This window comes from Streptomyces tirandamycinicus (assembly GCF_003097515.1).
Lineage (GTDB): Bacteria > Actinomycetota > Actinomycetes > Streptomycetales > Streptomycetaceae > Streptomyces > Streptomyces tirandamycinicus.
The window spans coordinates 981,162-1,002,826 of sequence record NZ_CP029188.1 but is presented as its reverse complement, the minus strand read 5'-3'; the positions used below and the strand labels follow the sequence as shown (position 1 = coordinate 1,002,826).

At 73.4% G+C, this 21,665-nt stretch carries 19 protein-coding genes and 1 pseudogene; 11 read left to right on the top strand and 9 right to left on the bottom strand.

Annotated features, from left to right (window positions below):
* The first annotated feature begins 445 nt into the window (after positions 1 to 445).
* The gene (locus DDW44_RS04355; protein ID WP_108905579.1) at positions 446 to 1,357 is read left to right on the top strand and encodes a Gfo/Idh/MocA family protein; all 912 of its coding nucleotides are present in this window, start codon (positions 446 to 448) and stop codon (positions 1,355 to 1,357) included.
* A 196-nt stretch (positions 1,358 to 1,553) separates the two neighbouring features.
* On the opposite strand, the pseudogene DDW44_RS33635 reads toward DDW44_RS04355, so the two are convergent.
* Together DDW44_RS33635 and DDW44_RS04345 are read right to left on the bottom strand one after the other, a co-directional pair.
* A pseudogene (locus DDW44_RS33635) lies at positions 1,554 to 1,895 on the bottom strand (hypothetical protein); the annotation flags it as partial.
* Positions 1,896 to 2,785: 890 nt separating this feature from the next.
* Positions 2,786 to 3,169, bottom strand: coding sequence for an arsenate reductase family protein (locus DDW44_RS04345; protein WP_108905577.1), 384 nt, complete (start codon positions 3,167 to 3,169; stop codon positions 2,786 to 2,788).
* Positions 3,170 to 3,478: 309 nt separating this feature from the next.
* Between DDW44_RS04345 and DDW44_RS04340 the strand changes: the two genes are divergently transcribed.
* The 4 genes from DDW44_RS04340 to DDW44_RS04325 all read left to right on the top strand — a co-directional run bounded on the left by DDW44_RS04340 (position 3,479) and on the right by DDW44_RS04325 (position 8,168).
* Positions 3,479 to 3,715 carry a hypothetical protein gene (locus DDW44_RS04340; protein WP_026165591.1) on the top strand — a complete coding sequence of 79 codons (237 nt, stop codon included), beginning with the start codon at positions 3,479 to 3,481 and terminating at the stop codon, positions 3,713 to 3,715.
* A 515-nt stretch (positions 3,716 to 4,230) separates the two neighbouring features.
* A complete protein-coding gene (locus tag DDW44_RS04335; RefSeq protein WP_108905576.1) occupies positions 4,231 to 5,100 on the top strand; it encodes a HalD/BesD family halogenase in 870 nt (289 codons plus the stop codon).
* 351 nt (positions 5,101 to 5,451) lie between these two features.
* Positions 5,452 to 6,297: a methyltransferase type 12 gene (locus DDW44_RS04330; RefSeq protein WP_108905575.1), complete on the top strand. Its 846-nt coding sequence runs from the start codon at positions 5,452 to 5,454 to the stop codon at positions 6,295 to 6,297.
* Complete coding sequence (locus DDW44_RS04325; RefSeq protein WP_108905574.1) at positions 6,294 to 8,168, top strand: choline/carnitine O-acyltransferase; 1,875 nt, start codon at positions 6,294 to 6,296, stop codon at positions 8,166 to 8,168. The genes DDW44_RS04330 and DDW44_RS04325 overlap by 4 nt, the downstream gene beginning before the upstream one ends.
* 152 nt (positions 8,169 to 8,320) lie before the next feature.
* On the opposite strand, the gene DDW44_RS04320 is transcribed toward DDW44_RS04325, so the two are convergent.
* Positions 8,321 to 9,238 carry a serine hydrolase gene (locus DDW44_RS04320; RefSeq protein ID WP_108905573.1) on the bottom strand — a complete coding sequence of 306 codons (918 nt, stop codon included), beginning with the start codon at positions 9,236 to 9,238 and terminating at the stop codon, positions 8,321 to 8,323.
* 172 nt (positions 9,239 to 9,410) lie between these two features.
* On the opposite strand from DDW44_RS04320, the gene DDW44_RS04315 reads away from it, so the two are divergent.
* From DDW44_RS04315 to DDW44_RS04300, 4 genes are read left to right on the top strand one after another with little or no spacing between them, the layout of a single operon-like run.
* Complete coding sequence (locus DDW44_RS04315) at positions 9,411 to 10,130, top strand: response regulator transcription factor (protein ID WP_108905572.1); 720 nt, start codon at positions 9,411 to 9,413, stop codon at positions 10,128 to 10,130.
* Complete coding sequence (locus DDW44_RS04310) at positions 10,130 to 11,671, top strand: sensor histidine kinase (RefSeq protein ID WP_108905571.1); 1,542 nt, start codon at positions 10,130 to 10,132, stop codon at positions 11,669 to 11,671. The genes DDW44_RS04315 and DDW44_RS04310 overlap by 1 nt, the downstream gene beginning before the upstream one ends.
* A 53-nt stretch (positions 11,672 to 11,724) precedes the next feature.
* The gene (locus tag DDW44_RS04305) at positions 11,725 to 12,123 is read left to right on the top strand and encodes a hypothetical protein (RefSeq protein WP_018892692.1); all 399 of its coding nucleotides are present in this window, start codon (positions 11,725 to 11,727) and stop codon (positions 12,121 to 12,123) included.
* Positions 12,123 to 12,389 carry a hypothetical protein gene (locus tag DDW44_RS04300; protein WP_108905570.1) on the top strand — a complete coding sequence of 89 codons (267 nt, stop codon included), beginning with the start codon at positions 12,123 to 12,125 and terminating at the stop codon, positions 12,387 to 12,389. Before DDW44_RS04305 ends, DDW44_RS04300 begins: the two co-directional genes overlap by 1 nt.
* Positions 12,390 to 12,552: 163 nt before the next feature.
* On the opposite strand, the gene glnA is transcribed toward DDW44_RS04300, so the two are convergent.
* Entirely contained in the window at positions 12,553 to 13,962 is a 1,410-nt protein-coding gene (glnA, locus tag DDW44_RS04295; protein ID WP_017949921.1) for a type I glutamate--ammonia ligase, read from the bottom strand.
* A 402-nt stretch (positions 13,963 to 14,364) separates the two neighbouring features.
* On the opposite strand from glnA, the gene DDW44_RS04290 reads away from it, so the two are divergent.
* Positions 14,365 to 14,832: an RDD family protein gene (locus tag DDW44_RS04290; protein ID WP_017949920.1), complete on the top strand. Its 468-nt coding sequence runs from the start codon at positions 14,365 to 14,367 to the stop codon at positions 14,830 to 14,832.
* 308 nt (positions 14,833 to 15,140) lie between these two features.
* On the opposite strand, the gene DDW44_RS04285 is transcribed toward DDW44_RS04290, so the two are convergent.
* The 4 genes from DDW44_RS04285 to lipB all read right to left on the bottom strand — a co-directional run bounded on the left by DDW44_RS04285 (position 15,141) and on the right by lipB (position 18,259).
* On the bottom strand, positions 15,141 to 15,839 hold the full coding sequence (locus DDW44_RS04285; protein ID WP_017949919.1) for a DUF4191 domain-containing protein: 699 nt from the start codon (positions 15,837 to 15,839) through the stop codon (positions 15,141 to 15,143).
* Positions 15,840 to 15,858: 19 nt separating this feature from the next.
* Positions 15,859 to 16,062: an SCO2195 family GlnR-regulated protein gene (locus DDW44_RS04280; protein WP_018892694.1), complete on the bottom strand. Its 204-nt coding sequence runs from the start codon at positions 16,060 to 16,062 to the stop codon at positions 15,859 to 15,861.
* A gap of 232 nt (positions 16,063 to 16,294) precedes the next feature.
* A complete protein-coding gene (gene lipA, locus DDW44_RS04275) occupies positions 16,295 to 17,284 on the bottom strand; it encodes a lipoyl synthase (protein WP_026282088.1) in 990 nt (329 codons plus the stop codon).
* 123 nt (positions 17,285 to 17,407) lie between these two features.
* Positions 17,408 to 18,259: a lipoyl(octanoyl) transferase LipB gene (lipB, locus tag DDW44_RS04270; protein WP_017949916.1), complete on the bottom strand. Its 852-nt coding sequence runs from the start codon at positions 18,257 to 18,259 to the stop codon at positions 17,408 to 17,410.
* Between the two features lie 254 nt (positions 18,260 to 18,513).
* Here lipB and DDW44_RS04265 point away from each other — a divergent pair, with 254 nt between their 5' ends.
* Positions 18,514 to 19,965: an NsdA family TPR-like regulatory protein gene (locus tag DDW44_RS04265; RefSeq protein ID WP_018892697.1), complete on the top strand. Its 1,452-nt coding sequence runs from the start codon at positions 18,514 to 18,516 to the stop codon at positions 19,963 to 19,965.
* 308 nt (positions 19,966 to 20,273) lie between these two features.
* On the opposite strand, the gene DDW44_RS04260 is transcribed toward DDW44_RS04265, so the two are convergent.
* Positions 20,274 to 21,608, bottom strand: a complete 1,335-nt coding sequence (locus DDW44_RS04260) for an NAD(P)/FAD-dependent oxidoreductase (RefSeq protein ID WP_108905569.1) — start codon at positions 21,606 to 21,608, stop codon at positions 20,274 to 20,276.
* Positions 21,609 to 21,665 lie beyond the last annotated feature (57 nt).

Sequence of the window (21,665 nt, the reverse complement as noted above, 5' to 3'; positions counted from 1 at the left end):
ATTGTGAACCCCGTGTTACTCGGAGATCCCGCGTTCCCGGGGGCGCGGGTGTACGCGGAACGGCCGGCCGGGGGCGGCGCGGCACTGGCGTCCGGCGAGCGGTCGTGCAGCGGCACCGGTCACGGGCGCCGCACGCGTCGTATACGCCCGGGTGGTCCGGGCCGGGCCTCGGGCGATGCGGCGGGGCCCGCCGGGGTGATCGAGAGCGGCGGCGTCCACGGCGCTGAGCGGGGAGCGTTCCCGGCCCGGGCCCGACGGCGGTGCCGCCGGTCCGCTGTCCGGCCCGGTCCGGCGTCCGACTCGGCCCGCTGTCCGACTCGGTCCGCCGGGCCTCAGGCCCGTCGGCCCGCGGGTCCGCGGGTCTGCGGTCTGCGGGTCTGCGGGTCCGCGTGGTCCGCCCTCCGCCGTTTCGCCGACGGTGCGATCCCCGAGGCAGACTGGCCGCATGACGAAGCCGCGCATCGGACTGATCGGAACGGGCCCCTGGGCGGAGCACACACATGCCCCGGCTCTCGCGGCGCACCGCGGGGCCGTCTTCAGCGGCGTGTGGGGCCGGCGCCGGGAGGCCGCCGCCGCACTCGCTTCGGCCCACGGAGTCAAGGCGTACGAGGACATGGACTCCCTCATCGAGGCGAGCGACGCCATCGCGTTCGCCCTGCCCCCCGACGTCCAGGCCCCACTGGCGGCCCGCGCGGCCGCCGCCGGGCGTCATCTGCTGCTGGACAAGCCGGTGGCGACGACGGTGGCCGGGGCCCGTGAGGTGGCGGCGGCGGTGGAGCGGTCGGGCGTCGCGTCCGTCGTCTTCTGCACGCTGCGGTTCGCGGCGGAAACGGCCCCGTGGATCGCGGAACAGGCCGCCTCCGGCGGCTGGTTGACAGGGCGGGCGCACTGGCTCGGCTCGCTTTTCGGGCACGGCTCCGACAGCCCCTACGCCGCCTCGCCCTGGAGGCGGGAGAGGGGCGCGCTGTGGGACGTCGGCCCCCATGCGCTGTCCGTGCTGCTTCCGGTGCTCGGCGACGTCACGGAGCTGACGGCCCTGCGGGGTCCGGCCGACACGGCCCATCTGGCCTTCCGTCACGCGTCGGGTGCGTCGAGCACGGCCACGGTGGGCCTGAGCGCCCCTTCCGAGGCGGCCGGCGCGAGCATCGAACTGTACGGGGAGCGGGGACGCGTCCCCATGCCGGCGTGGAGCGACGCCGTCGGATCGTTCGGTTCGGCGATCGACGCCCTTGCCCGGTCGGCCCGCACGGGTGAGCCGCACGCCTGCGACGTACGCCTGGGCCTGCGGATCACGGAGATCCTGGCGGAGGCCGAGGAACGGCTGGGGGCGGCGCGGACCGGCGCGGCCGGGGACTGAAGCCGCCCCGTGCGGACGGGGTGACGGCTGTTCGCGGACGGACCGCCGCACCGGTCCCCGCCGCGGCGACGAGAGGGGCCGGCCGGCCCCGTTCCACGAGAGGGCGGAGGAGCGGCCGGACCGAGGGTTCCGTCCGCCCCTCCGCTTCCCCGGGTGCCCGGAGGGCGGTCGCAGGCACCGGGGGGCTGGGGGCGCGTCAGCCGACGCGCTCGATCCGGGCGTTGCGGATCAGGAACTTCCCGGGCTCCCGGACCTGCTCGAACGCCGCGTTGTTGAGCAGCGCGCAACTGCCGGACGCGGACGTGACCTCGACGGTCGTCGACTTGTCGTTGTCGAGGTTCGTCACCTTCAGCAGCGTGCCGACCGGGAACTGGCCGCTGGAGGCAGCCGGAGCGCCGCCCTCGCCGGAGAGCGTCACGGTCGAACCGGCGCAGACGACTTCCCCGGCGGCGGCGCCGCCCTGGCCACCCGCGCCGTCCGCGGGCGGCTGCTCGGCGGCGGGGGGCTCGGCCGCTTCGCCACCGGCACCGCCCGCCTCGCCGCTGAGGCGCTCGATGCGGACCTCGCGGATCACGTTCTTGCCGGCCTCGCGGACCTGCTCGAACGCCGCGGCGTTCAGCAGGGCGCAGCTGCCGGAAGTCGACGTGACCTCGACGGTGGTGGTCTTGTCGTTCGCCAGGTTGGTGACCTTCAGCAGGGTGCCGATCGGGAACTGGCCGCTGGAGGCGGCCGGAGCGCCGCCGTCGCCGGAGAAGGTGAGGTTCTGTCCCGCGCAGACGACCTCGCCGGTGGCACCCGCCTCCGCACCCCCGCCGGGGGCCGCACTTGCGGACGCCTCGTCCTGACCGGCCGAGGGCTCGGCCGGCGCCGCCGCCTGGTCTCCGCCTCCGGAGCCCTGCGCACAGCCCGCGGCCTGCTGCTGGAGGTTGATCTGCTTGATCACCGCCTCGCGGTTGGCGATCCGTGCTTCCGACTGGGCGTCGGGATTGGCCCGTTGAGCGGCGATGAAGTTCTCGTTGTTGCGTACCGCCTGGGCGAATCCGTCACAGGCCGCCGAGGCATTGCTTGTACCGGTCATGACAACCGCAGTCCCGCCGACCAGCGCCGCAGCGCCGATCATGAGCGCGATCTTCTTCTTGCCGCTGAGGGTCTTCTTGCGCGACACGTAAGGCTCCTGTCCCCGGCTCTGAACGGCGGCCGGATCGGTTCCGTGTGCCGTTACGTACGAGTAGGCCGAGGTGCCCGCTCAATGTCTCAGCGGCGACTTCCTTAACTGAGGCTTAAGTTCTCGCAGGTGGCGCGGGTGGGGCCGTACGGCGGGCCGGCGGGTGCCCTGGGGTGGCCCACCCGCCCGGCCCGCGCTCGCACCCGCTCGGCCCGCTCCCGCACCCGCCCGGCCCGCGCACCCGTGCCGCCCTCGTCCCCGTGTCAGTTCCGGCGGGTACGGAGTCCGCGGCGGCCGAGGGCGTCCCGTACCGCCTCGTCGGTGCGGGCCACCACCGCCGTGCCGTCGTCCGCCGTGATGATCGGACGCTGGATCAGTTTCGGGTGCTCCGAGAGCGCCCTGACCCACCGGGCGCGCGAATCCGCGTCCCGCGGCCAGTCCTTCAGACCGAGTTCCCCGGCCACGGCCTCCTGGGTGCGGGTGATGTCCCACGGTTCCAGTCCGAGTCGCTCGAGTACGTCGCGGATCTCGCTCTCGGACGGGATGTCCTCGAGGTATCGGCGCACCGTGTACGACGCGCCCTCCTCGTCCAGCAGGTGCAGCGCACCACGGCACTTCGAGCACGCGGGATTGATCCAGATCTCCATGTCAGCACCGTACTCCCCGTCTGTCACTCGAACACCCTGAACACCCTCTGGCCAGGGGCGATTGTCAGTGGCGGCCGGTAAAATCGAACTAGTTCGTGAGGGATCAACCACCGCGCCAGGAGGTCGCCGATGGGCGTTGCCGCGATCACGACGACAACGGGGACGAGGACAGGGACGGGGACGGGGACGGAAGCGAGGACGGGGGCGGAGACAAGGGCGGGAACGGAGCGGGGCGCCAGGTCGGGGGCGAGCAGGCGTGCCGGGAGGGGGGCCGGGGCTGGGGCGAGCCTGCCGGAGCGCCGGTCCGCAATGCCCGGGGCGGCGAAGCGGCCACTGCCCGCGGGACTGCCGCGCGAGTGGTACGAGACCCACAACCGCCGGCTCAAGGCCATGCGCCTGGCCATCGCGCTGCTCGACACCGGCGTGTACCACCCGGCGAACGCGAGCAACCGGCGGATACGCACCACGGCCGAGAGCATCGGCATCCGCCCGCCGTCCGACACGACGTGCCGCATGGTGCGTTCACTGATCCACTACGACGACTGACCGCTGACCGCTGACCGCTGACCGCTGACAAATGACAGCTGACGACTGACAGCTGACAGATGACCACAACTGTCGGCTGATGACCGACAACTGCCCACCGAGCACCGAGCACCGGCAACCGACGGCCGAAGACCAGCGACTGACGTACCGCCGTACCGCCGAACTGCCGAAGCGGGTACGGCGGACCCGCGTCGGGCGATCGGGAACGCGTCGCCGTCGGCCCCGTGCAGGCGCGGACCGCCCGCGCCGCCCGGTGCCGTCGTCCGGCCACGTCGTCCGGCCGTCAGGGGGTGCTCGGCGCTCTGCCGTCGCGGGCGGGGATCCGTCGGGTCCCCGCCCGCGACGCGGGCGACGGCAGGCGACGACGGCCGACCGGGGCGTGGCCGACCGGGGTGCCGGACGTGCCGCTCGTGTGGCGTGTCACAGACAAGCCGACCGGAGCTGTGGGAAGTTCAACTCTGCTTTCCCTCAGTTGAGTTGATGTATCTCACCGGCCCGTCTGCCGAGAGGACCGCATGAGCACGCTGGAAGCCATCACGCTTGACCAGGTGGTCGACACGAACCGGTATCCGCTGACCGACCTCGACGGTTCCCAGGGGCAGGCGGTGGTGGCCGGGGCCCGGCGCGAGCTGTCGGACCTCGGCTGCACCGTCCTGCCGGACTTCATCCGGCCCTCCCTCCGGGACGTCCTCCGCGAGGAGGGCTCGTCGCTCGCCCCCCGCGCCTACCACGACACGGAGACGGTGAACGTCTACAACATCGCCGTCGACTCGGATCTACCCGAGGACCACCCCGGCCGGAGGACCTTCCAGCGCGGCAACGCGTTCGTCGCCAGGGATCGTATCCCCGAGGACTCCCTGATCGGCAGGCTCTACTCGAACGACCTGTTCCGGGACTTCGTCGCCCGCTGTTTCGGGCTGCCGCGCCTGTACGAGCTGGCGGACCCGCTCTCCGGGCTGGTCCTCAACGTGGTGCCGCCCGGCATGGAGCACCCCTGGCACTTCGACACCAACGAGTTCACGGTCAGCATGCTCACCCGGGAGGCGGAGGACGGCGGCGCCTTCGAGTACTGCCCCAACATCCGGTCCGCGCAGCACGAGAACTTCGCCGCCGTACGGGATGTCCTCGACGGCCGTGGAGACCGGCTGATCCGCCGCCTGCCCCTGCGCCCGGGTGACCTGCAGTTGTTCAAGGGCCGCTACTCGCTGCACCGGGTGAGCCCCGTCGGCGGCGGGACCGCCCGCCACTCCGCGATCTTCGCGTACAGCGAGCGCCCCGGTGTGATCGGGAGCGTCGCCCGCACCCGGCAGCTGTTCGGGCGGGTGCTGCCCGAGCATCTGGAGGCCGAAGGCCGGGCCGTGCGCGGCGACCGGCTGCTGGACTAGCGGTCTCCGGGGCCGTGCGCGGGCCGGGCTGCTCGACTGCGGTGTCCGGGGCCGTACCCGCAGCCGCCCGACCGCCGTCCCCGACCGCCGCAGCCGCCCGACCGCCGTGCCCGTCCGACCATCGCGGCCGCCCGGCCACCGCGCGCGCCCGGCGACCGTGCCCGGCGCCCGGTCGCCGTCCGTCCCGCCCCGCAGACGCTCCCCACGCAGCGACCCAGCCACCTAGCGACCCAGTCACCCGGCCACCCAGTCACCGGCCACCCAGCCACCCGGCCCCCGGCGCCTCGGCCACCCCGGCCCCGGCACTGCTGCGCCCGGCCACCCAGCGACCTCACGGAGGAACAGCACCCCGTGCGATTCGACGCCACCGGAAAAGTGTCCCTCGACCACATCTACGCCCAGCCCGACCCCCGTACGTACTTCACCGTGCTCCGCCCTCTCGGCTACTGCGTTCCCCAGCAGGCCAAACCGTGGTTCGCCAAACTGATCCAGGAGTACCGCGAGTCCCGGCAGGTCACCGTGCCGCAGGTGCTGGACATCGGCTGCTCCTACGGCATCAACGCCGCCCTGGTGAAGTACGACGCGACCCTGGACGAGCTGTACGAACGCTACGGTGACTCCCGGGCCGGGGACGAGAGCCGGGCGGCCCTGCTCGCGCGCGACCGGGAACTGGCCCGCTCCCGCGGCCCGGCGCGCCCTCTCCGCTTCGTCGGCCTGGACGCCGCGGGCGGAGCGCTGGCCTACGCCCTCGAAGCGGGCTTCCTCGACGACGCCGTCCACGCCGACCTGGAGAACCACGACCCCACACCCCGCCAGCGCGCCCAGCTCGCCGGCACGGACCTGGTGATCTCGACCGGCTGCCTCGGCTACGTCACCGAACGGACGCTGACGCGGGTGGTGCGGGCCCAGGACGGACGCCTGCCGTGGATGGCGCACTTCGTGCTGCGGATGTTCCCCTTCGACCGCGTCGAACACGCCCTGGCCGGGCTGGGGTACCGCACCACCCGCGTCGACGAGGTCTTCAGGCAGCGCAGGTTCGCCTCCCCGGAGGAGCAGACGCTCGTCCTCGACGGCATGGCGGCCGCCGGGGTGGATGCCCGGGGCTTCGAGGCGGAAGGCTGGCTCCACGCACAGCTCTACATCTCCCGGCCGTACGACACCGCAGTCACCGACGACCCGAAACGAGACCAGCAGTGAACAACCGTCAGACCTCCGCGCCTCAGGCGCCGGAGCCCGGCGCGGCACCCTCCACCTTCGCGTACGAGGAGAGCCTGCCGCGCGTACCGCTCCCCACGCCGGAGGCCAGTTGCGAGAGGTTCCTCTCCTGGTGCGCGCCGCTGCTGACCGCGGACGAACTGGCGGCGACCGAGGCGGAGGTCGCCGCCTTCCTCCGGCCCGACGGCCCCGGCCGCGTGCTGCACGCCGCACTGGAGGAGTACGACGCCACCGAGGGTGTGCAGAGCTGGCTGGACACGTTCTGGCCGTACCGCTACCTCGGCAGGCGGGACCGTATCGCGCTCAACGCCAACTTCTTCTTCCTGTTCCAGGACGGCGGCGAGGGGCAGGTGCCGCGCGCGGCCGGGGTGATCGCGGGGGCGCTGCACCACAAGGGCCTGCTCGACCGGGAGCAGCTCCCGCCGGTGGTGCAGCGCGGAGTGCCCCAGTCGATGGTGCAGAACAGGTTCCTCTACTCCACCACCCGGATTCCCGGCGTGCGGCAGGACACGGTCCGCGCCCCCTACAGCGCGGACCGGCCCGGGCCGTCGGGTGCCCGGCACATCGTGGTGTTCTTCCGCGGCGGGATGTTCCGGCTGGACGTGGTCGGCGCGGACGGCGTCCCGTACGGCCTGCGGGACCTGGAGGCCGGACTGCACGCGGTCGTGAAGGCCGGTGCCGAACCCGCGGCGCCGGGCACCTCGGTGGGCCACCTCACCACCATGGCCCGTGCGGAGTGGGCGGCCGCCCGCGAGGAACTGCTGCGTGTGGACCCGCGCAACGCGGAGTCGCTGGACGTCGTCGAGACGGCGCTGTTCTGCGTCAGCCTGGAGGACTTCGCGCCCGCCGGAGTGCAGGAGGCGTGCGACGAACTGCTCTACGGCGACCGCGGGAACCGCTGGTTCGACAAGGCCGTGTCCTTCGTCGTCTTCGCGGACGGCCGGGCGGGCATCAACGTCGAGCACTGCGAGCTCGACGGCACCACCATCCTCGGCTTCACCGACTTCCTCCTGGGCACCTCGGCCGAGGAGCACTCCCGCCGCTCGGGCGCCCGTTCCCAGGGCCTGCCCGCCCTGGAGCCGGTCGTCTTCGCACTGGACGCGCCGCTCCGGGAGAAGGTGCGCGCCGCTGCCGAGTCCTTCGCCGCGTACGGTGACGCGACCGCGACCACCACGGTGACCTTCCCGGACTTCGGGAGTACCACGGCGAAGTCCCTGGGCGTGTCCCCGGACGCCTTCGTCCAGTGCGCCTACCAGCTCGCCCACCAGCGCGCCAAGGGACTGCTGGGTGCCACGTACGAATCGATCGCCACCCGGCAGTACCGCAACGGCCGCACCGAGGCCATGCGCGTCGTCACCCCGGAGATGCGGGCGTTCGTCACGGCGATGGAGGATCCCGCCGTCTCCCCGGCGGGCCGCCTCGCCGCCTTCCGGGCCGCCGCCGACGCCCATGTGGCCCGGGCGAAGGCCGCGCAGGCCGGACAGGTACCCGAGCAGCACCTGTGGGAACTGGAACTCGTCCAGCGCCGCCGCGGCCCGGAACTGGGTGTCACCGAGCAGCCCGCCCTCTACCGCACCCCCGGCTGGCTGAAGATGCGCGACGACTACCTCAGCACCAGTTCCGCGCCCTCCCACCACATCCAGTTCTTCGGCTTCGGCTCCACCAGCAGCCGCTGCATCGGGGTGGCCTACGTACTGCTCCCCGAGCGCTTCAACCTCTACCTGAGCACGCCCGTGCCGGTCGCGGACCGGATGCGCGCCTTCGCGGACCGCCTGCGCGAGGCGGTCGCGGAACTCAGGGACCTGCTGGAGAACGGGAGCGGGGAGAACGGGAGCGGCGAGAACGGGAGATAGCCCACGGGGGGACGGACGACCGAGGGGACGGACGACCGGGGGGACGGTATCCGACGCGGTCGGCCGGGGGACGGCCGAGCGTGCGTGGCCCTGGCCTCACGGGCCGGGGCCCGGCCCTCGGACGAGCCCGGGCCGTGGCCCCCGACGTCGTCTCACAGTCCGGCGAGGTAGGCGGCCGCACCCTCGGCGACGCCTTCGACGAGGGTGATGCCCGCCTCCTGGGTGGGCCGGCCGTCGCTGAGTACGGCGATGAGCAGGCGGCGGCCGTCCCTCTCCACCAGGCCGATGCTGTTGACCACCCACAGGCCCGTGTCACTCCGGGGGAGCCAGCCGTTCTTCAGCCGCGCGGACCCGGCGTCGCCGGCGGCGGACACCCCCCAGCCCTGGCCCGCGGACACCGAGCCCATCAGCTCCTGGACGTAGGCCCGCGAGGTGCCGGACAGGGCGGACTCCGCGGTGAACAGCGCCCTGAGCAGACGCAGCTGGTCGGAAGCGGTGGTCTCGGTGAGACCCCACAGGCCCTCCTGCCCCGGAGCCGTCTCCCTCAGCCCGAGCCGGCGGTTCGCCTCCGCCAGGCCGTCGGCTCCACCGATGACGTCCCACAGCGCGGTCGCCGCGGCGTTGTCGCTGGCCCGGATCATCGCCGCCGCCCACTGCCGTTCCTGCTCCGTCAGCCGGCGCCCGGCGTCCTGGGCCTGAAGGAGCAGCGCGGCCAGGACATCGGCCTTGACGATGCTCGCGGTGACATAGGTACGGCTGTCGCCCGCGGTGGCGCTCTGCCCGGTGTCCACGTCCATCAGGGCCACCGACACATGCCCGGAGATCCCCGCCCGCACCGCCTCGGTCGCGGCGTCGAGCCCCTCGTCCAGGGACGGCCCGGCGGAGGCCGACGGGCCGGGGGTCCGCACCGCGCCGGCCGGCTCGGCGCGAGCGCCGCTCACGGACCCGCCCTCCGGCCAGGCCAGGCAGGCGAAGACGGCCGCTCCGACCGGGACGAGGAGCAGCGCGGTCAGGGCCGCGGCGGCGGATATACGGGGGCCGGAACGCGCGGGGGATCGATGCCGTGTCATGGCCGCGGAAGGTAACCGGCCCGCCTGGGGATTCCCTGTGAGCGGGGTCCCGCACCCCCGGCACGGCCCTCCGGGAGGGCCGGGGTTCCGGTCCGGTCCGCGGCGCCCATGGTGCACGATGGTCGCCCGCAGAGGAGCCGGGCCCCGGGGGGTTCGGGGCAGGAGGGTGCACATGGCCGGGGCGGTGGAGCGGGGACGCGTTCTGGTGGTCGACGACGACGCGGCGATCCGCCGGTCGCTGGCCCGGGCACTGCGGCTGGGCGGATTCTCGGTGGAACTCGCCGAGGACGGGCGCTCCGCGCTGCTCGGCGTCGGTGACCGGCGCCCCGACGTGATCGTGCTGGATGTGTCGATGCCCGGGATCAGCGGCATCGAGGTGTGCCGGACGCTGCGCGCGGACGGCGACGACGTGCCGGTGCTGATGCTGTCGGCCCTGGACGAGACCACGGACCGGATAGCCGGCCTCCAGGCCGGGGCCGACGACTACCTGGTCAAACCCTTCGCCCTGCAGGAGCTGGTGCTCAGGCTCGAGGCGCTGCTCCGCCGGCGCCCGCCCGCCGACGGCGAACTGCTGCGGGCCGGCCCGCTGGTGCTGGACCCGGCCGCCCGGGAGGCCCGGCTGGACGGAGAGCGGGTACCGCTCACCCGGCGGGAGTTCGAACTGCTCGCCGTACTCGCCCGCAACCCCGGTCTGGTCCTCACCCGCGACCAGTTGCTGGACCGTGTGTGGGGCTACGACTTCGAGGTGCGTACGGGTGTCGTCGACACGTTCGTCAGCTATCTGCGGCGCAAGCTGGAAGCCGGCGGGGGTCCGAGGCTGATCCACACGGTCCGCGGCGTCGGGTTCGTCCTGCGCGCGGAACCCGGAACCCGCGGCGGCGGGGCGGCATAGTGAAGCTGTCCACCCGGATCGCGCTCGCCGTGGGCGTCACGGTCCCGCTGCTCGTTTTGGCCGCCGGGTGGCTGCTGGTCCGGCTGGTGGCCGCCGAACTCCACGCCCAGCAGGACGCCCTGCTGCGCGACCGGGCCAGGACCGTCGCCCAGGACGCGCGGGGTCTCCTCAGGGCCTCCGCCGCCGGCCGCCCGCCCGCGGTGGAGCAGGCACGGGAGCGGCGTCTCTACAACTCGGCGCTGGATGTGGGGATCCGCCTCGTAGGACCCGAGGGAACCTCCTCCGGCGGACCCCAGCCGGACGCGTCCGTACCGTTGCCCGCGCAGGCGCCGGAACCGGTCACCGTCCGTGCCGGGGAGACGAGTTGGCGGGCGCTGTCGGTCGACCTCACCGGGCCGGGGAAGCGCGTCGACGGCACCCTGTGGCTGTTCTCGCCCGACGCGAGGAGCGAGGCCCAGCTCGCCCTGGTCCGTACCCGTGTGCTCCTGGTGGCCGGGACCACCGCGCCACTGGCCGGGTTCGCCGCCGGAGCGGTCGCCACCCGCGCCACCCGGCCGCTGCGGCGGCTCCAGCGGCGCACCAGCGGGCTGGACCCGCGCTCCACCGCGACCCGCCTGGACCACCACCCCACCCGGGTCGCGGAGGTCGACGACCTGGCCCGCACCCTGCAGACGGTGCTGGCCCGCTACGACGAGCAGGCCGCCCGGACCGCGGAGACCCTCGCCACCGCACGGTCCTTCTCGGCCGCGGCGTCCCACGAGCTGCGCACCCCGCTGATGAGCATGCAGACCAATCTGGAGATCCTCGCCGAGCACCCGGAACTGGCCGGGGACGAGCGGGCGGAGGTGGTGTCCGATCTCCGGCGGGAGCACGCACGGCTGCTCGGCCTGCTGGTGATGCTCCGCGAACTCGGCCGCGGGGATCTGGTGGAGACCGACTCCTTCGGGCCGGTGGACCTGTCGGAGATCGCCGAGGCGTCGGCCGCCGACCTGCGGCGCAGGCATCCCCGCGCGGATATCGCGGTGGCGCTCAGGCCCGGCGTGCACGTCCACGGCTGGGAGCCGGGGCTGCGGACCGTCGTCGACAACCTGCTCGCCAACGCGGTCCTGCACGGCCGGCGTCCGGGGGCGCCACCGCGTATCGCTCTGGCCCTGGGCACCGAGACCGGTCCGGAGGGCCACGCCGCCGTCCTGACGGTGGACGACGAGGGGCCGGGGATCGCGCCCGATGCGCGCGAGAGCGTCTTCGAGCGGTTCCGCCGGCGTCCCGGAAGCCCGGGTTCCGGGCTCGGGCTCACTCTCGTCGCGCAGCAGGTCGCGCTGCACCGGGGCCGGGTGCGCGCGCTGGACCGGCCGGGGGGCGGAACACGATTCGAGGTCCGTCTCCCGGTGCGCGCCGGCACGGGAGGGACGCTGCCGCTGCGCCGCGACTGGATGATCGAGACCGCCGCCCATCCGCGGGAGCCCGACCGGCCGCCGGGCGGCGGAGGGTCCCCACAGGGATTCCTCCCCCCACAGAGATTCCACAGAGAGCGCTCCTAGCGTTCCGGCCCGAACGGGCAACCGCCCGCGGAAACGAACGTGGAGAGACCGTCATGTCAACGTTCAGGAAGACCGCCCTAGCCGTCGCCGTCCTGGGCTCGCTGCTCGCCGGCGCCGGTACGGCCCAGGCCGACGGCGGCACACCCGCGCCGGGCAGGAACAGCGCCGGAGACGGCGCGCAGGCCCTGTGCAAGCGGGTGCCGAAGATCGAGAAGCGCATCGAGCGCTCGCTGGGGCGCCTCGACGGGACGGCCGACGCGCGGGGCTCGATCGCCAGGCTGGAGAAGCGTGCGGCCGCCGCGGAGGCGGCCGGTCACACCGAGGTCCACACGTTCCTCGAGAACCGGCTCGCCGCCCGCAAGGCGCTCAAGCCCACCCTCGAACAGCGCCGGAAGGATCTCGCCGAGGTCAAGAAGTGGTGCGAGGCCGACCGAGACGAGGACGGAAACTGATGCGGACGGCCTCCCCGCGCGGCGCCCTGGTGCTCGCCGCGGTGGCCGCCACGGCCGCCCTGCTGGCCGGGTGCGGCCCCGGCGCGCAGGAAGCGGGCGACGGGGGCCCGGCGCCCGCCGGGACGGGCCCCGCCTCCCCGGGGACGGGTTCCGTACCGGAGGCTGGGGACGTCGACGGGGAACTGGCCAGGATGGAGGAACTGGTGAACGGCGCCGAGTCGGCCGCGGCAGTCGCCGACCAGGACGCCGCGTCGGACCCCGAGTAGCCCGGCCGCCCGGCGACCGCGGCCGCGCAGGCCGCGCATGACGGCCGCGCACGAGGGCCTCGCACGACGACCGTGGGCCGTGTCCTCCCCGGGAGAGGAGGACACGGCCCACGGCTCCTGTACGGCCCAGGTCAGTGTTATGGGGCTCTGACCTGCGGGCTTTCTAGATGTCGAAGTACAGCTCGAACTCGTGCGGGTGCGGGCGCAGCTGGATCGGGGCGATCTCGTTCGTCCGCTTGTAGTCGATCCAGGTCTCGATCAGGTCGGCCGTGAAGACACCGCCGGCCTGGAGGTACTCGTTGTCCGCCTCGAGGGCGTCGAGGACCGCCGGGAGGGAGGTCGGGACCTGCGGGACGCCCGCGTGCTCCTCGGGGGCGAGCTCGTAGAGGTCCTTGTCGATCGGCTCGGCCGGCTCGATCTTGTTCTTGACGCCGTCGAGGCCCGCGAGCAGCAGCGCCGAGAAGGCCAGGTAGGGGTTCGAGGACGGGTCCGGCGCGCGGAACTCGACGCGCTTGGCCTTCGGGTTGGAGCCCGTGATCGGGATACGCATCGCGGCCGAGCGGTTGCGCTGCGAGTACACCAGGTTCACCGGCGCCTCGAAGCCCGGCACCAGGCGGTGGTAGGAGTTGACCGTCGGGTTGGTGAAGGCCAGCAGCGACGGGGCGTGCTTCAGGATGCCGCCGATGTAGTAGCGGGCGGTGTCGGAGAGGCCCGCGTAGCCCTGCTCGTCGTAGAACAGCGGGGAGCCGCCCTGCCACAGCGACTGGTGGACGTGCATGCCGGAGCCGTTGTCACCGAAGATCGGCTTGGGCATGAAGGTCGCGGTCTTGCCGTTGCGCCAGGCGACGTTCTTCACGATGTACTTGAAGAGCATCAGGTCGTCGGCCGCGGCGAGAAGCGTGTTGAACTTGTAGTTGATCTCGGCCTGGCCGGCGGTGCCGACCTCGTGGTGCTGGCGCTCGACCTGCAGGCCGGCCTTCTCCAGCTCCAGGGAGATCTCGGCGCGCAGGTCGGCGAAGTGGTCGACCGGCGGGGCCGGGAAGTAGCCGCCCTTGTAGCGGACCTTGTAGCCGCGGTTGTCCTCGATGGCCCCGGTGTTCCAGGCGCCGGCCTCGGAGTCGATGTGGTAGAAGCCCTCGTTCGCCGAGGTGGCGAAGCGCACCGAGTCGAAGACGTAGAACTCGGCCTCGGGACCGAAGTACGCGGTGTCCGCGATGCCGGTGGAGGCGAGGTAGGCCTCGGCCTTCTTGGCGATGTTCCGCGGGTCACGGCTGTACTGCTCGCCCGTGATCGGGTCGTGGATGAAGAAGTTGATGTTGAGGGTCTTGTCACGGCGGAACGGGTCCAGGCGCGCCGTGGACAGGTCCGCGCGCAGCGCCATGTCGGACTCGTGGATCGCCTGGAAGCCGCGGATCGACGAGCCGTCGAAGGCAAGCTCATCGGACGGGTCGAACGCCGTGGCCGGGATGGTGAAGTGCTGCATCACGCCCGGAAGGTCGCAGAACCGGACGTCGATCATCTTCACGTCGTTGTCCGCGATGAACTTCTTGGCGTCGTCGGCGTTCTGGAACATCCAACTCCTCCTACTCCCGTCCCGGGGAGGGGCGGGGTTGTGACTCGGTCGTGCGGCCAGTGCGGTGGCACACGCAGGACACGACCCTAGGCAGCCGGGATTTCTCCAGCATGACTCATTTGTTTCGCGGAAGTTAACCGGAGGGCCGGTGCTCCGTGCCGTGACACGCCTCGGCGGGGCCTCCCACTGCCCCTCCCGGACCCCTCGCGGACCCGCCCCCCGGCCCCTCTCGGACCCGTCCCCCGGCCCCTCTCGGACCCGTCCCCCGGCCCCTCGCGGACCCTTCGCGGACCCGCCCCGGACCTCTCCCGGCCGGTCCGGCAGGCCCGGAGTACCGCTCCGTCCCGGGCTGCCGGGTACCCGGGAGCGGGTGAGCGAAGGCGCGCACAGTACCGTGGACGGGTGGACAACAGGCAAGCGATCGGATCGTGGCTCTCCGGGCCCCGCGCGGCGGCCGAGGACATGGGCGCCGACTTCGGCTACCGGGGCGAACGGCTCGGGCTGCCGCAGCACGGACCGGGCTCCGTCGCCCCGCTCGGGCGGCGCTTCGGCGCGCTCTTCATCGACTGGGGCCTGTGCGTACTCGTCGCATACGGCCTCATCACCGGACGCGACTGGTCGGCGACGGGCAATCCGGCGCTGCTGGTGTTCCTGGTGCTCAGCGTGCTGACCGTCGGTACCGTCGGCAGCACCCCCGGCAAGCGGCTCCTCGGCCTGCGGGTCGTCGGCGAGAACGGCGGACGGCTCGGCCCGGGCCGGGTCCTCGTCCGCAGCGTGCTGCTCTGCCTGGCCATCCCGGCACTGGTCTGGGACCGCGACGGCCGCGGTCTGCACGACCGGCTCGCCCGCGCGGTCCAGGTGCGCGTCTGACGCTCCTGCCACGCGCGGCAACCGCCCGGATACCACCGGGCGGGAGTCCGCGCCGGGGCCGGGCCGTATCCCGGTCCTGCAGCCGCTTCTTGCAGCCGCTCCCGTCCTGCAGCCGGTCCTTCAGCCGCCGGACGGGGGCGCACCGGCCGCCGGACCCCGCGCACGCACGATCCCGCGGAGGCCCCCGCACGCACGATCCCGCACCCACGATTCCGCGAGGCGCACGAAGAGGGCGCCCCCGCTCGGCCGGGGGCGCCCTCTTCCGTGTGTGTCGCTCGCCGTGCCCGTCCGCGGGCACGGCGGCGGTGTCAGCGCATCTTTCCGCCTCGCGGCATCCGCATGCCCTTCGGCATCGGGCCCTTCGGCAGCGGCATGTTGCTCATCAGGTCGCCCATGGCGCGCAGGCGGTCGTTCGTCTGCGTCACCTGGGGGCCGGTCAGCACCCGGGGGAGCTTGGTCATGGTGGTGCGCAGCTTCTTCAGCGGCACCTGGCCCTCGTCGTTGCCGACGATGATGTCGTGCACCGGTGCGTCCACGGCCACCCGGGCCATCTTCTTCTTCTCGGCCGCCAGCAGGGTCTTGACCCGGTTCGGGTTGCCCTCGGCCACCAGCACGATGCCGGCGCGGCCGACGGCCCGGTGGACGACGTCCTGGCTGCGGTTCATCGCGATCGCAGGGGTCGTGGTCCAGCCCCGGCCCACGTTCTGCAGCACGGCGGCCGCCGCTCCCGGCTGTCCCTCCATCTGCCCGAAGGCGGCTCGCTCGGCGCGGCGCCCGAAGACGATCGCCATCGCGAGGAAGGCCAGCAGGAAGCCCAGGATGCCCAGATAGATCGGGTGGCCGATCAGGAAACCGATCGCGAGGAAGACACCGAAGGTGACGATTCCCACACCCGCGACGACGAGACCGACCTTGGGGTCGACCCGCCGGGTCATCTTGTAGGTAAGGGCGATCTGCTTCAGTCGCCCGGGGTTCGCAGAGTTCTCTGCCGTGTCCTTCCTCGCCATGTCCTGAAGTTTACGTGCCTCAGGAAGAGCGAGTCGCCACGGCCTCCAGGACGTGCTGCGCCTCGACCCGGTCCCTCGCGCGGCGCCGGTCCTCGAGGACGGCGGTCCAGGCGTTGCGGCGGGCGGTGCGCTGGCCGCCGCCCAGGAGTACGGACTCGACGGCGAGGAGGGCCTGGGTGAGCGTCGGGAAGGCGTTGGCGCGTACGGAGGTCGCGGCCTGCATGGCGGAGGTCTCCCTCGGGGCGGTGTGGTGGGCGACGGGAGTGTGCGTGCTCTGCGTAAAGCCAGAGTCACTGACTGGTGTTACCAGGGCGTGACTCGCTGGTCAAACGCTGATGAAACCTTTCGGCACACCGCGCCGAACGGGACGCGGCCCGCACGCGCCTCCGACCTGCGGGGGCGTACGGGCCGCGGGGAACCGGCCATTACCTGCGGGTAAGTCCTCGTGCGTGACTTCACACGGCCTGGGCGGCCGCGTTCTCCCCGCTCCGCTGCCCGGCGGCCGACCGCCGCTGGTCCATGGCCTGCTGGAAGAGGCGCCCGGCCCGGTACGAGGAGCGCACCAGCGGCCCCGACATCACGCCGGAGAAGCCGATCTCCTCGGCCTCCTCCTTCAGCTCCACGAACTCCTGCGGCTTCACCCAGCGCTCGACGGGGTGGTGCCGTACGGAGGGCCGCAGGTACTGGGTGATGGTGATGAGCTCGCAGCCCGCGTCGTGCAGGTGCCGCAGGGCCTCGCCGACCTCCTCGCGGGTCTCGCCCATGCCGAGGATCAGGTTCGACTTGGTGACCAGGCCGGCCGCGCGGGCCTCGGTGATCACCTTCAGCGAGCGCTCGTAGCGGAAGCCGGGGCGGATGCGCTTGAAGATGCGCGGCACCGTCTCGACGTTGTGCGCCAGCACCTCGGGGCGGGCGGAGAAGACCTCGGCCAGCTGGTCCGGTTCCGCGTTGAAGTCCGGGATCAGCAGCTCGACCTTGGTCCGGCCGGCCTCGCGCCCCGCCGTCTGCGCATGGATCTGGCGCACGGTCTCCGCGTACAGCCAGGCGCCGCCGTCCTCCAGGTCGTCGCGGGCGACACCGGTGATCGTGGCGTAGTTCAGGTCCATCGTGACGACCGACTCGCCGACCCGGCGCGGCTCGTCGCGGTCGAGCGCCTGCGGCTTGCCCGTGTCGATCTGGCAGAAGTCGCAGCGCCGGGTGCACTGGTCACCGCCGATGAGGAAGGTGGCCTCGCGGTCCTCCCAGCACTCGAAGATGTTCGGGCAGCCGGCCTCCTGGCAGACCGTGTGCAGACCCTCGCTCTTGACGAGCTTCTGCAGCTGGTTGTACTCGGGGCCCATCTTCGCCCGGGTCTTGATCCACTCGGGCTTGCGCTCGATGGGGGTCTGGCTGTTCCGGACCTCCAGGCGCAGCATCTTGCGTCCGTCGGGTGCTACAGCGGACACGACCGGCTCCCTAACTTCGATTCCTCGGCGGACCCCAGGGTACGCCCGTTGATAGTGGTGCCCTCACCCCTGGCCAACCTCTGGCCAGAGGCGGGCATTCCTCAGGCCGTCCTCGGGCCGTCCTCAGGCCGCCGGGGCGGGCTCGGGCACCGGGCCCGCGGCCCCCGCCGCGGCCTCCGGGGCGGTCGCGCCCGCCACCGCCCGGGGCTTCGGGTCGGCGTTCTCCAGCACCTCCCGCAGATGCTTCTCGACGACCGGCAGGACCTCGGCGATCGTCACGTCACGGCCCAGTTCGCCCGCGAGCGAGGCCACCCCCGCGTCCCGGATGCCGCAGGGCACGATCCGGTCGAACCAGGTGTTGTCCGGGTTCACGTTCAGGGCGAAGCCGTGCATGGTCACGCCCTTGGCGACGCGGATGCCGATGGCGGCGAGCTTGCGGTCCTCGCGCCGCTGCCCCGCGTTGGAGGGGGCGTAGTCCGGGCCGCTGAGCCGGGGGTCGAACTCCTCGTCGTGCAGCCGCGGGTCGAAGTCCAGCGACAGCCCTCCCATGGACGGGCGCCGCTCCACCGGGTCGCCCAGCACCCAGACGCCGCTCCGGCCCTCGACCCTGGTGGTCTCGACGCCGAAGTCCGCACAGGTCCGGATCAGCGCGTCCTCCAGACGCCGCACATGGGCGACCACGTCCACCGGCCGGGGCAGCTGCATGATCGGGTAGCCGACCAGCTGACCGGGGCCGTGCCAGGTGATCTTCCCGCCACGGTCGACGTCGACGACGGGGGTGCCGTCCAGCGGCCGCTCGCTGTCCTCCGTACGCCGTCCGGCCGTGTAGACCGGCGGGTGCTCCAGCAGCAGACAGGTGTCGGGGATCTCGCCGGCGAACCGGGCCGCGTGCACACGGCGCTGCTCGTCCCAGGCCGCCTGGTACTCGACGGCGTCGTCACCGAAGCCCAGATGGACAAATCGCAGCTCGCTCACCGCAGTGCCTCCTCAAGCGTTCACGGTGCACCCATCGCGCCCCGGCCACTGTACGACGCGTGCCGCACCCGTCAGCGCTGCCCTCAATCCTCACACGATCGGATGAATGCGGGACGAAGGCGGCGGTAGTGCCGGTGCGGACCGCTAAATTCGCGCCGTTCCTCCCTCCAGAGCTTCTCCCTCAGGGCCGAGCCTGGGGGACCCCAGGCTGCGAGGGCCGCACCGGGCCCGGAAGGCAGGAGACCGCACAGCTGATGACGGACCGACCCCCGCAGCGCACCCCGAACCGCCAGCTCGCCGCACTCATCGCCGAAGCCGGCTTCTCCAACGCGGGGCTGGCCCGCCGGGTGGACCAGCTCGGCCTGGAGCACGGCCTCGACCTGCGGTACGACAAGACGTCGGTGACGCGCTGGCTGCGCGGGCAGCAGCCGCGCGGCACCACTCCCGCCCTGATCGCCGAGGTCTTCACCCGGCGGCTCGGCCGGCGCCTGTCGGCCCAGGACCTGGGCCTGGACGCCTGCGCGCCGGTCTACGCCGGGCTGGAGTTCGCGGCCACCCCGGAGGAGGCCGTGGACATCGTCAGCGGGCTCTGGCGCAAGGACTCCGGCAGTCACGCCGAACTGCGGAAGATCGCGTTCACTCCGGCGGGTCTCGTCGTCCCGAGCCGTGACTGGCTGATCGGCCGCGCCGACGAGCGGGTGGGCCGAGGGGAGCCCACCCCGAGCGGCGTGCAGGCCAGGGTGCCCGGCCAGGGCGGCCGCACCGCGGTCCCGCGGCAGCGCGGCACCGACCGGGGCCCGGGCCAGCGGGTCAGCCCGGGCGACATCGCGGCGCTCCGGTCGGTGGGCGACCTCTTCCGTACGCTCGACCACGCCTACGGCGGCGGGCACGCCCGGCAGGCGCTCGTCCGCTACCTGGAGCACGAGGCCGAGCCGATGCTGCGGGGGACGTACGGGGAGAGCACCGGACGCCGGCTGTTCGGCGCGGTGGCGGACCTCACCCGGCTCGCCGGCTGGACGTCGTTCGACATCGCCGCCCACGGTCTCGCCCAGCGGTACTTCGTCCAGGCGCTGCGGCTGGCCCAGACCGCGGGCGACCGGGCCTACGGGGCGTACGTACTGGTCACGATGGCCCGCCAGGCCGTGTACCTCGGGCACGGGCGGGAGGCCGTCCAGCTCACCCGGGTCGCCCAGCAGGGCGTCGGCTCCTCCGCCCCGCCCACCGTCCAGGCCCTGCTGCACGCGGTCGAGGCCCGCGGACACGGGGTGCTCGGGGAGGTCCGGTCCTGCACGGCCTCACTGGTCCGGGCCGAGCGGACACTGGGCATCGCACGCCCCGGGGACGACGTGCCGGTCTGGGCGCGGTTCTTCGACGAGGCGCAACTGGCGGACGAGTTCGGGCACTGCCACCGCGACCTGCAGCAGTACCGCGCGGCCGTGCAGCACGCCGAGCGCTCCCTCCAGCTGCGCGCCCCCGGTTTCGCGCGCAGCCGGCTCTTCTGCCGTGTCGTCCTCGCCACCTCCCGGCTCGGACTCGGCGAACTGGACCAGGCGTGCGCCCTCGGGGCGGAGGCGGCGCAGCAGGCGTCGGAGATGCGGTCGGCACGGGCCATCGAGTACGTGCGGGACTTCGAGCGGCGGCTGGAGCCCTACCGCGACGCGGCCGCGGTCCGCACCTACCGCGACCGGGTCGCGGCGATCGGCTGACGGCCGGCTGACCGGCCGGGTCCGGCCGGGGCCCATCGGGTCCCCAGCGGGGCCGACCGGGTGAGCTGGACGGCCGGCGGCGCCCCATCCGGGCCCCGCCGCCGCCCCGGGAGGGCCCGGCGGGCGGGCCCGGAAGCCCCTGAGCCGCGCCGGGGACCGTCCTGGAGGCTGCGTGGACAGTCCCGGCAGCGGACGGGCCCGCTGCCCGGCCGGCCGGACAGCAGGGATCCGGCCCGGCGGCAGCGGTGCTCGGGCCGCGGTGGTCGCGCGGTTGTGGTCAGGTCGCAGTGGCCGGGCCGCGGCGGTGGTCAGGCCGCGGCGGGGCTGAGCAGCGCGGGGGCGAGCTCCGGCTGGATACCGAAGTCGCGCAGGACCGCGTGCGCCGCGCGGCGCGCCGAGTGCAGCGCGCCCTGGACGGTGCTGGTGTCCCGGTGGCCGCCGCAGACGTAGAGCCCGCAGAGCAGTCGTACCGGCCGGCGCAGGTCGTGCGGCGCGGGCATCGTGGGGACGGCCTCCGGGTCGTGGTGCACGTCCAGCAGCTCCCAGTCGGCGGTGGGCGTCCCGTACAGCGCGGCGAGATGGGCCCTGACGCGTTCGTCGAGTCCGGCGGGCGGGCGGCCCAGCACCGCGGAGGTGACCAGGGCCCTGCCCCCGGGCGCACGGGACGGATCCACCTCGCTCATCACCGCCGTGTGCGCGACCGGGCCGGTCCCGTCCGCGTCCAGCACCAGGGCCGGCTCGGCCAACGGCGGCGCCGGGGCGGCGTGGTGCAGGACGGTGAGGGAGTGGAAATCCGGCACTCGCAGGCCCGGGAGCAGTTCCGCCGCGGCCCTGGCCCCCGTCGCCACGAGCAGGGCCCGGCAGCCGAAGGTGCCGTGCTCCTCGGTGGTGACCGAGGAGATGGACGCCTCGGTGACCCGCGCACCGGTGATCACGGTGCCCGGCGGCAGCGCGTCCGCGAGCGCCTCCGGAAGCCCGCCGGCGCCGCCCGTCGGCACGCAGAGCCGGCCGCGGGCGAAGCCGCGCAGCACCAGGTCGGCGCAGCGGCTGGAGGAGACCAGGTCGGCGTCGTTCAGGAGGGCGGTGAGCAGCGGCCGGAGGAAGGTGTGGACGGTGCGCGGGGGCAGACCGCGGCTGAACAGCGCTTCCCGCGTGGCCAGTTCACGACGGGTCAGCAGGCGCCGGGTCGGGGTGGCGGCGATCCGTCCGAGAGCCGCCGCGAGCCGGGCCTGGTCCAAGGCGCCGCCGAGGGGGATTCGGGGAGCGCTCGCCAGGGCGCGCGCTGCGGTCAATGCGCCCCTCGCGCGCCGCGTGCCCCCCGTCCCGCGCATGCCGAGGACCTCTCCGGCGCGATGGTGCCGGCCCTCGCTGTGCACGAGCACACCGGGTGAGAACCGGCTCAGCGGGAGACCGGCCAGGGCCGGGACGCGGCGGAGCTCCGGGTAGGAGGTGTTGAGCAACTGGACCGTCCGGTCGAGCCGGAACCCGTCCAGTTCACCGGTGGCCGTCCGGCCCCCCGGGCGCGGTCCTGCCTCGAGTACGGTGACCGTGACTCCCGCACTGGTCAGCCGATGAGCCGCCGCGAGTCCGGCGATACCGGCTCCGACGATGACGACGTCCGCGTGGCGTGCGCTGCTGAGCACGTGCCCCTCCCGAGGTCGGCGCGGCTGTTGTGGGGTCCTCATGCCCCCAACCGGCTG

Excerpts from the sequence above, each read along its gene's own strand:
- DDW44_RS04355 (WP_108905579.1), top strand. The coding sequence starts at position 446 with ATGACGAAGCCGCGCATCGGACTGATCGGAACGGGCCCCTGGGCGGAG.
- DDW44_RS04345 (WP_108905577.1), bottom strand. The coding sequence starts at position 3,169 with ATGGAGATCTGGATCAATCCCGCGTGCTCGAAGTGCCGTGGTGCGCTG.
- DDW44_RS04340 (WP_026165591.1), top strand. The coding sequence starts at position 3,479 with ATGCCCGGGGCGGCGAAGCGGCCACTGCCCGCGGGACTGCCGCGCGAG.
- DDW44_RS04335 (WP_108905576.1), top strand. The coding sequence starts at position 4,231 with ATGAGCACGCTGGAAGCCATCACGCTTGACCAGGTGGTCGACACGAAC.
- DDW44_RS04320 (WP_108905573.1), bottom strand. The coding sequence starts at position 9,238 with ATGACACGGCATCGATCCCCCGCGCGTTCCGGCCCCCGTATATCCGCC.
- DDW44_RS04315 (WP_108905572.1), top strand. The coding sequence starts at position 9,411 with ATGGCCGGGGCGGTGGAGCGGGGACGCGTTCTGGTGGTCGACGACGAC.
- DDW44_RS04305 (WP_018892692.1), top strand. The coding sequence starts at position 11,725 with ATGTCAACGTTCAGGAAGACCGCCCTAGCCGTCGCCGTCCTGGGCTCG.
- DDW44_RS04300 (WP_108905570.1), top strand. The coding sequence starts at position 12,123 with ATGCGGACGGCCTCCCCGCGCGGCGCCCTGGTGCTCGCCGCGGTGGCC.
- glnA (WP_017949921.1), bottom strand. The coding sequence starts at position 13,962 with ATGTTCCAGAACGCCGACGACGCCAAGAAGTTCATCGCGGACAACGAC.
- DDW44_RS04285 (WP_017949919.1), bottom strand. The coding sequence starts at position 15,839 with ATGGCGAGGAAGGACACGGCAGAGAACTCTGCGAACCCCGGGCGACTG.
- DDW44_RS04280 (WP_018892694.1), bottom strand. The coding sequence starts at position 16,062 with ATGCAGGCCGCGACCTCCGTACGCGCCAACGCCTTCCCGACGCTCACC.
- DDW44_RS04265 (WP_018892697.1), top strand. The coding sequence starts at position 18,514 with ATGACGGACCGACCCCCGCAGCGCACCCCGAACCGCCAGCTCGCCGCA.